Here is a 6,388-nt window from a genome sequence, read left to right on the forward strand (position 1 = left end):
CCGTGAGGTCCCGCGGTCGGGACAGCGACCGGGACGTCAGTTGTTCCAGGCGCCGCAGGCGGTTGAAGACCGTGTTGCGGTGGCAGTACAGCCGGCCCGCCGCCCGCCCCGCCGACCCCTCGCACTCCAGCCACGCGTCCAGCGTCTCCAGGAGGACCGCCCGGTCCGCCGGGTCCAGTTCCAGCAGGCCGCCCAGTACGTCCGAGACCAGCAGGTTCGCCACCTCCGGCTGGCCCACCACGAGCGCGCCCGCCATCCGCCGGTCCAGCCGGACGATCTCACGGCTCCCCGGCGGACACGTCCGCAGCGCCAGTTCGGCGAGCCGCCGCGCCCGGCCCAGCTCGGTCAGGCCCACCACCACCGGACTGATCCCGCCGGGACCGGGGCACCGCCCGTCGAGCAGCTCCGACAGCGCGTCCAGTCCGGTGTCCCCGGCGAGCGCCACCACCCCCAGCTCGGCGTCCGCGCCCATCCGCCACAGGAACCGCACTCCCTCGCCCTGCACCTGCCGGTGGAACGGCTCCCGCTCCTCGCGCCGGTCGTAGCGCAGCACCACCACCGCGTACCGCCCCAGCTCCGGCAGGTCCAGGCCCGCCGCCGCCCGCGCCACCAGCTCGGGCGAGCCCCGGCCCTGGAGCAGGGCGTCGAGGAGGGCCTGGAGCTGCTCGTCCGTCCGGCGGCGCAGTTCGAGCTCCGTCGTCCGGTACGCCTCCGACGCCGTGTCCGCCTGCGCGTCCACCGCCGACCACACCGTCGTCGCCGACTGCATCAGTGCCGCCAGCTGCCCGGTGTCCGCCCCCGCGCCCTCCATGAGCGCGTCCCACACCAGATGCCCGGCGTGCCGGTACGCGTGCACGACCAGTTCGAGCGGCATGCCCTGCGCGGCCCGCCGCCGCCCCATCGCGTCCGCGTGCTCCAGGTCCCGCCGGGGCGAGTTCCGGGGCGCCGAGATCATCTCGATCCCGATGCGCATCGCCTCCTCGGCCTCCTGCCAGTGCTGGTCGTACGGGAGGATCCGCCCGTAGGCGGGCTCGTACGCGTGGAGTTCCCTCAGATGCTCGTCCACCAGTTCCGGCACCCGCTCAAGAAGCGTCGTGCACGCCTGCGCGAGCACCTTCCAGTCGTCGCCGGTCCGCCGTCTGCGCCGTCCCATGCCCGGAGGATCCACCGCCCGGACCCCCTCCCGACAGGCCTGACGCGCAGCGTTGTGCGCATGCACAGCCCTGCGACGCGCCCGCTGGTCACCGGCAGCGATTCGGCCGCGGACCGTGGACGGGCGGTCCGGCGCGGTGCTGGGGTGAGCGCCATCGAACGGCCGGGTGACAGGGACCGGCCGGGCCGACCGGAAGTGGGGAACCATGGGAGGTACCGCACCCGCCCTCCAGGTGACGGACCTGACGGCGGGATACGGGCCGGTGCGCGCCTTGCGGCGGGTGTCGCTGACCGTGCCCGCGGGCGAGGTCGTCACCGTCCTCGGGGCCAACGGAGCCGGCAAGTCGACCCTGCTGCGGGCGGTGTCGCGCACCCTCCGGTTCCACGGCGGCGCCGTGGTCTCCGGCACGGTGAGCCGCGACGGCCGGCCGCTCGACGGCCTGCCGCCGGACCGCGTCGTCGCGGCCGGCGTCTCCCAGGTGCCCGAGGGCCGCCAGGTCTTCGCCCGTATGTCGGTCGAGGACAACCTGCGGGCCGGAGCGCTCGGCAGCCGCGGCGGACGGGCGGCGCGGACGGCCTCCCTCCGCCGGGTCCACGAGCTCTTCCCGGTCCTCGCGGAACGCGCCCGGCAGCCCGCGGGACTGCTCTCCGGCGGCGAGCAGCAGATGCTGGCCGTCGGCCGCGCCCTGATGGCCGCGCCCGGCCTGCTCCTGCTCGACGAACCCTCGCTCGGGCTCGCCCCGCTGATGGCGGCCCGGATCGCGGACGCCGTCCGGGAGATCAACGCCCAGGGCACGGCCGTGCTGCTCGTCGAGCAGAACGCGGCGCTCGCCCTGCGGCTGGCCTCCCGCGCGTACGTCCTGGAGGTCGGCGAGGTCACCCTCTCCGGCCCCGCCGCCGAACTCGCCGCCTCCGACGAGGTGCGCCGCCGCTACCTGGGCGTGGTCGACGAGGACGCCGCCGCCGACGCGGCCCGCGCCCGGACCGCGCACCCGGTCCTGTCCCGCTGGGAGGACACCCGATGACCGCGCCGCCCCCACACCAGCACTGGCAGGAGGCCGAGGAGGCGATGCGCATCGGGATCGAGATGCCCGACATCCCCGCCCTCACCGTCCGCGGCCTCACCGTCCGCTTCGCCGGCCTCACCGCCCTCGACGCCGTCGACTTCACCGTCCGCCCCGGCACCGTGCACGCCCTCATCGGGCCCAACGGCGCGGGCAAGTCCACCTGCTTCAACGTCCTCTCCGGCGTCTACCGCGCCACCGAGGGCTCCGTCCGTCTCGGTCCGCACGAGCTGACCGCCCTGCCCCCGCACCGGATCGCCGACCTCGGCGTCGGCCGGATCTTCCAGAACCTGGCCCTCCCGCCCCGCGCCACCGTCGAGGACAGCCTGATGCTCGGCCGCCACCGGCTGACCCGCACCGGGTTCCTCGCCGCCGGGCTCCGCCTCCCCTCGGCCGCCCGCGAGGAGGCGCGCCACCGCGCCAGGGTCCGGGAGATCGCCGCCTTCGTCGGCCTGGAGCGGCAGCTCGGGCGGCCGGCGGGCTCCCTCCCGTACGGGCAGCAGAAGCTCGCCGAACTGGCCCGCGCGCTCTGCATGGAGCCCCGGCTGCTGCTCCTCGACGAGCCCGTCGCCGGGATGACCGCGGACGAGCGCCGCCGTACCGCGTCGGTGATCGCCGGGGTCCGGGACAGCCTCGGCATCTCGGTGCTCCTCGTCGAGCACGACATGGGCCTGGTGATGCGGCTCGCCGACTCCGTCACCGTCCTCGACTTCGGCCGCCGGATCGCCGACGGCGCCCCCGGCGACGTCCAGAACGACCCGGCGGTCGTCCGCGCCTACCTCGGAGAGGAGTCCGCCGCGTGAGCACCTTCGCCGAGTTCCTGATCAACGGCGTCTCCCTGGGCTCGATCTACGCCCTCATCGCCCTCGGTTTCGTGATCATCTTCCGGGCCACCGAGGTGGTCAACTTCGCCCACGCCTCGCTCCTGCTGGCCGGCGGCTACCTCACCGCCGTCCTCCACGACGAGATCGGCTTCTGGCCCGCCCTGCTCACCGGCATCGCCGGCGCGGCCGTGGTCGGCGCCGCCGTCGAGTTCCTCGTGATGCGCCGCCACCGCGGGGCCGACCACAGCGTCCTCGCCATCGTCACCATCGGCGTCGACATCCTCCTCGCCACCGAGCTGACCCGGCGCATCGGCACCGACATCCTGGCCCTCGGCGATCCCTGGGGGGACGCCGTCGTCACCGTCGGCGGGGTCACCGTGGCGCAGACCCGGATCGCCGCGCTGCTCGCCGCGGCCCTCCTCATCACGGCCTTCCTGCTCGCCTTCCGGTACACCGCCTGGGGCGTCGCCATGCGGGCCGCCGCCGAGAACCAGGAGACCGCCGCCCTCATGGGCATCCGGCTCGGCCGGGTCTCGATCGGGGCCTGGGCGGTCGCCGGCGGCCTCGCGGCCGTCGCCGCGCTCTTCCTCACCGTCTTCCCGACCCCGGGCCTGGAGCGGGCCACCTCGCTCGCCGCGCTCAAGGCATTTCCCGCCGCGATCCTCGGCGGTCTCGACTCCACCACGGGAGCCCTCGTCGGCGGCCTCCTGGTCGGCATCACCGAGTCCCTCGCCACCGGCTACCAGAGCGACCTGGCGTTCCTGGGCCGGGGGATCGGCGACCTCGCCCCGTACCTCGTCATGGTCGCGGTCCTCCTGATCCGCCCGGCCGGACTGTTCGGCACGAAGGAGCTCGCCCGTGTCTGAGACCCTCGCCCGGAGCGGGCCGCGCGTCGCGACCCCCGCGGTGTACGGAGGGGCGGCCGCCTGCCTCGTCCTCCTCGTCCTGCCCTTCTACCTGGACCGGTTCTGGCTCCAGGCCGGACTGTTCGCGATGGCCGCCGCGATCGGCGCGATCGGCATCAACCTGCTGACCGGGGCCACCGGACAGCTCTCCATGGGCCACGCGTTCTTCCTCGCGGTGGGGGCCTACGGCTACTGCGCCCTCGCCGGCGACGGCACCGACGGGCTGGCCGGCCTCGGCCTGCCCGGCTGGCTCGCCGCCGTCCTCGCCGTCGCCCTCTCGGGCCTGGCCGGCGGGGTGTTCAGCCCCATCGCGGGCCGGCTGCGGGGCGCGTACCTCGGCATCGCCACCCTCGCGCTGATCTTCATCGGGCAGCACGTCCTCTTCAACGCCCACGACCTGACGGGCGGCTACAACGGCCGCGCGGTCCCGCCGCTCTCGCTCTTCGGCCTCACCTTCGACGACACCGAACTCCTCGTCGCCCAGGTGCCGTTCGGCGCGGTGGAGAAGCTCTGGTACCTCGGGCTCGCGCTGCTCCTCGGCGGGGTGCTGTTCGCCCGCGGGGTCCTCCGGGGGCGCCCCGGGCGCGCGATGAACGCCATCCGGGACCACCGGATCGCGGCCGGGGTCATGGGCATCCCGGTCGCCCGGCTCCGTGCCGCCGTCTTCGTCCTGTCCTCCATGTACGCGGGCCTCGCCGGCGTCCTGCTCGCCCTGGTCTTCCAGCGCACGGTCCCGGAGTACTTCGGCATGGCGCTCTCCCTCGAATACCTCGCCATGATCGTCATCGGCGGTCTCGGCTCGGTCGCGGGCGCGGTCGCCGGCGGCGTCTTCGTCTCGCTCCTCCCGCAGCTCCTCAACCGCTACAGCGACGCCCTCCCGCTGGTCTCCGCCCCGGGGACCGGCGGCATCGCACCGGGGGAGGCCGCGCGCTACCTGTACGGCGCCGCCGTCGTCGCGGTGGTGCTGTTCCTGCCCGGCGGCCTGGCCCGGCTGGCAGCCCGCGGGCCCGGGAGATCCCGAAGCGGTACGGGCCCCGAGAACCCCACGCACACCCCGACCACCACCGAACCCTCAGGGGAGGCACGATGAACCACAGACGACAGGCCGTGCGGGGCCTGACCGCCGCGCTCGCCGCACTGGTCGCCCTCACCGCCGCCGGATGCAGCTCCAAGGCGAAGACCGGCGACGGCGAGCAGACCGGGGCCGGCGGGGTGAAGACCGGCGAGGGCGTCACCGACACGACCATCTCGCTCGGCGCCCTCACCGACATGACCGGCGTGTACGCGACCCTCGGCAAGAGCGTCACCCAGGCCCAGCAGCTGTACGTGAAGCAGGTCAACGCCGCCGGCGGCATCTGCGGCCGGCAGCTGGAGCTGACGGTCCGCGACCACGGCTACGACCCCCAGAAGGCCCTCGCCGCCTACACCGAGCTGGAGCCGAAGGTCGTCGGCTACACCCAGTTCATCGGCTCCCCGTTCGTCGCCGCCGTCAAGCCCCGGGTGGACGTCAAGGACAAGGGCCTCGTCCTCCCGCAGGCCTGGTCCGCCTCCCTGCTCGGCTCCCCGTACATCCGCGTCCTGGGCGCCACGTACGACGTCGAGACCATCAACGCCGTCGACTTCCTCCTGACGGAGAAGGGCCTCAGGTCCGGCGACAAGCTCGGCCACGTCTACTTCGAGGGCGACTACGGCGAGAACGCGCTCAAGGGCTCGAAGTACGCGGCGGAGAAGGCCGGCCTGACCGTCGTCGAGCAGAAGATCAAGCCCACCGACAACGACATGTCGGCGCAGGTCGCGGCGCTCAAGCAGGCCGGGGTCAAGGCCGTCGTCATCAGCGCCGGCCCCCGCCAGGCCGCCTCCCTCGTCGGCGTCGCCGCCGCCACCGGCCTCAAGGTGCCCGTCGTCGGCAACAACTCGGCCTTCGCCCCGCAGCTCCTCGGCACCCAGGCCGGACCCGCGCTGGAGAAGATGTACTGGTTCGCCTCCCCGAGCCTCCCCATCGGCGCCGACACCCCCACCGCGAAGAAACTCGTCGCCGACTACCGGGCCGCCTACCCGAGCGACTCCCTCGACAACGGCATCGTCGCCGGCTGGACCGCGGCGAGTGTCTTCGGCGAGGCCCTGAAGAAGGCCTGCGCGAGCAAGGACCTCACCCGCGACGGCGTCGACAAGGCGCTTCTGACCCTGACGTCGTACGACGCCGGCTTCGGGATGAGCCACGACCTCGGCGACCCCAAGGCCCCGTCGTCCCGGGAGTCCGTCATCATCCAGCCCGACAAGAAGGTCCCCGGCGACGATGCCGTTGTCGAGGGAGTCGCTCGGGTAGGCGGCCCGGTAGTCGGCGACGAGTTTCTTCGCGGTGGGGGTGTCGGCGCCGATGGGGAGGCTCGGGGAGGCGAACCAGTACATCTTCTCCAGCGCGGGTCCGGCCTGGGTGCCGAGG

6 protein-coding genes are annotated in these 6,388 nt (G+C 74.0%); 5 read left to right on the forward strand and 1 reads right to left on the reverse strand.

The annotated features are described in order from the left end of the window. Positions 1–1,153 (reverse strand): PucR family transcriptional regulator (locus EAO70_RS03285; RefSeq protein ID WP_148001527.1); only part of this gene is annotated, 1,153 nt, incomplete at its 3' end. Positions 1,154–1,358: 205 nt separating this feature from the next. Between EAO70_RS03285 and EAO70_RS03290 the strand changes: the two genes are divergently transcribed. The 5 genes from EAO70_RS03290 to EAO70_RS03310 form a co-directional block, all read left to right on the forward strand. After that, positions 1,359–2,177, forward strand: coding sequence for an ABC transporter ATP-binding protein (locus EAO70_RS03290; RefSeq protein ID WP_148001528.1), 819 nt, complete (start codon positions 1,359–1,361; stop codon positions 2,175–2,177). A 44-nt stretch (positions 2,178–2,221) separates the two neighbouring features. Continuing rightward, positions 2,222–3,019: an ABC transporter ATP-binding protein gene (locus tag EAO70_RS03295; RefSeq protein WP_148001530.1), complete on the forward strand. Its 798-nt coding sequence runs from the start codon at positions 2,222–2,224 to the stop codon at positions 3,017–3,019. Then, positions 3,016–3,906, forward strand: coding sequence for a branched-chain amino acid ABC transporter permease (locus EAO70_RS03300; protein WP_148001529.1), 891 nt, complete (start codon positions 3,016–3,018; stop codon positions 3,904–3,906). The genes EAO70_RS03295 and EAO70_RS03300 overlap by 4 nt, the downstream gene beginning before the upstream one ends. After that, the gene (locus EAO70_RS03305) at positions 3,899–5,035 is read left to right on the forward strand and encodes a branched-chain amino acid ABC transporter permease (protein WP_402112065.1); all 1,137 of its coding nucleotides are present in this window, start codon (positions 3,899–3,901) and stop codon (positions 5,033–5,035) included. The genes EAO70_RS03300 and EAO70_RS03305 overlap by 8 nt, the downstream gene beginning before the upstream one ends. After that, positions 5,032–6,388, forward strand: a 1,357-nt coding sequence (locus tag EAO70_RS03310; RefSeq protein ID WP_261992620.1) for an ABC transporter substrate-binding protein, incomplete at its 3' end; no start/stop codon positions are given. The genes EAO70_RS03305 and EAO70_RS03310, both read left to right, overlap by 4 nt.

The organism is Streptomyces sp. adm13(2018) (assembly GCF_008042145.1).
GTDB lineage: Bacteria > Actinomycetota > Actinomycetes > Streptomycetales > Streptomycetaceae > Streptomyces.

What these genes read in the sequence shown, in the direction of transcription:
- EAO70_RS03290 (WP_148001528.1), top strand. Translation starts at nt 1,359, where the DNA reads ATGGGAGGTACCGCACCCGCCCTCCAGGTGACGGACCTGACGGCGGGA.
- EAO70_RS03295 (WP_148001530.1), top strand. Translation starts at nt 2,222, where the DNA reads ATGCGCATCGGGATCGAGATGCCCGACATCCCCGCCCTCACCGTCCGC.